Genomic DNA, 1553 nt, shown 5'->3' with positions numbered 1-1553 from the left:
ATTCCTGATAAAGTCGCTAAAATCTGATACTCTTCAACCGCTTCTTCTGCTTTCAAGCCTGCTAATTCTGCATTCAATTTCGTAACCGTATGTGGTTCTATAAATACAGTAGAACCTTTTGCCGAGGCTTCAATAATACTTCCAGCAACTTGATTTTTATAGGAAGATTTAATTGGAATCGTATAACGGTCATCCTTTTTACTAATAAAGAATTCCTGAATGAATTTCTTATTTGCACTACTATTTAAAAACTTCGTTAAACGTTCTTTTATTTTCCCATCTACAGAATCGATATTATTTCGAATTCGCTTTAGCTCTTTACTTGCAGCTACATCAATACTATTTCCTTTAATTGAAAAGTTAATTTCCTCTTCAATACTTTTATATTCAGTCATTGAATTTGCATAAGAAGCTAATACTGGTGCAAAAAATTCTTTATCTAACATAAACTTTTTAATCTTTCTACACCCACGTAAAAAGTCTGAAACACTTACTAATTCTTCTGGGTCTAAAATCATCCCTTTTTCTAATTTTTGAATTGTACTAGCAATATTAGAAATGCCGAAGAAAGGAACATGCCCCTCTGCATCTAATATAGCTCGTGCTTCTGTCGTTTCATTCAAGCGATTTCTCACTACTTTTAGACTCGTACTCGGCTCTAATTTGTTTAATAATTCCTTACCTAATCCACTTACACAATAAGATTTCACTATATCCTTTAATTCGTTATATTGTAACTTTTCAAAAGTCATCGTATTCATTTTGTTTCTCCTCACAATGATTGATTTTTATCATAAATGAAGATACCTACTCATTAGATTCCAATGAGTTCTACATTATTCAATTACCATTTTTATACATTAAAAATATATACAAAAAAGCTGCGGGGATACCGCAGCTTTTACATTTACAAGGCATGTGCAATAACATATGAGGAAATAAACCATAAAAAACGGATGGCAATCCCCTTATTACACGCTTTATAAAGTGTTGTAGGTATCTTCATAGGTATCGAAATAAATCCATGACAAATTTAGGGGTATGATACACATAAAAATCCCCTGATTTTATCCGATTTATTTCATTAAATTTTTCCTATTTAGTACCTACCGCACTCACAAAAAAGCACCTCTCATTAATTTATATTATAGTCATTGAAATCTAATTTATTGAAATCATCATACTATATGTTACGTGAAAAGTAAAGGTGCCATACTTCAGTAGTACGCAACTCTACACTTCAATATTTCTTAAATTAGACCTATATTCGCTGAGGAGAAATTATAAGAAGCGCCTCCGCTATTGCGAATGTCATTTCCTTCCCCTGATACATTTAATAATTATGACAAGCAATGATAGGAGGTTTACTATATGAGTGAAGAATATAATATTTTACATGGAACTGCTCTGGAACCAAATTTAATCGGTCCCACACTACCATCAATTCCACCATTTACATTACCCACCGGACCTACTGGAATCACAGGACCTACCGGTGCGACAGGTTTTACCGGCATTGGAATAACTGGTCCTACTGGGGGTACAGGTCCTAC

The 1553-nt window shown here is 33.3% G+C and carries 2 pseudogenes; one reads left to right on the top strand and one right to left on the bottom strand.

What is annotated here, in order from left to right:
- Nucleotides 1-761: pseudogene (locus MR170_RS30555) on the bottom strand (endonuclease MutS2); the annotation flags it as partial.
- 610 nt (nt 762-1371) lie between these two features.
- On the opposite strand from MR170_RS30555, the pseudogene betA reads away from it, so the two are divergent.
- Nucleotides 1372-1553 (top strand): annotated as a pseudogene (gene betA / locus MR170_RS30550) (collagen-like exosporium glycoprotein BetA); the annotation flags it as partial.

This window comes from Bacillus cereus group sp. BfR-BA-01524, from assembly GCF_022662595.1.
Lineage (GTDB): Bacteria > Bacillota > Bacilli > Bacillales > Bacillaceae_G > Bacillus_A > Bacillus_A thuringiensis_S.
The sequence above is the reverse complement of the archived record's forward strand: the minus strand, read 5'-3'. Positions and strand labels throughout refer to the sequence as shown.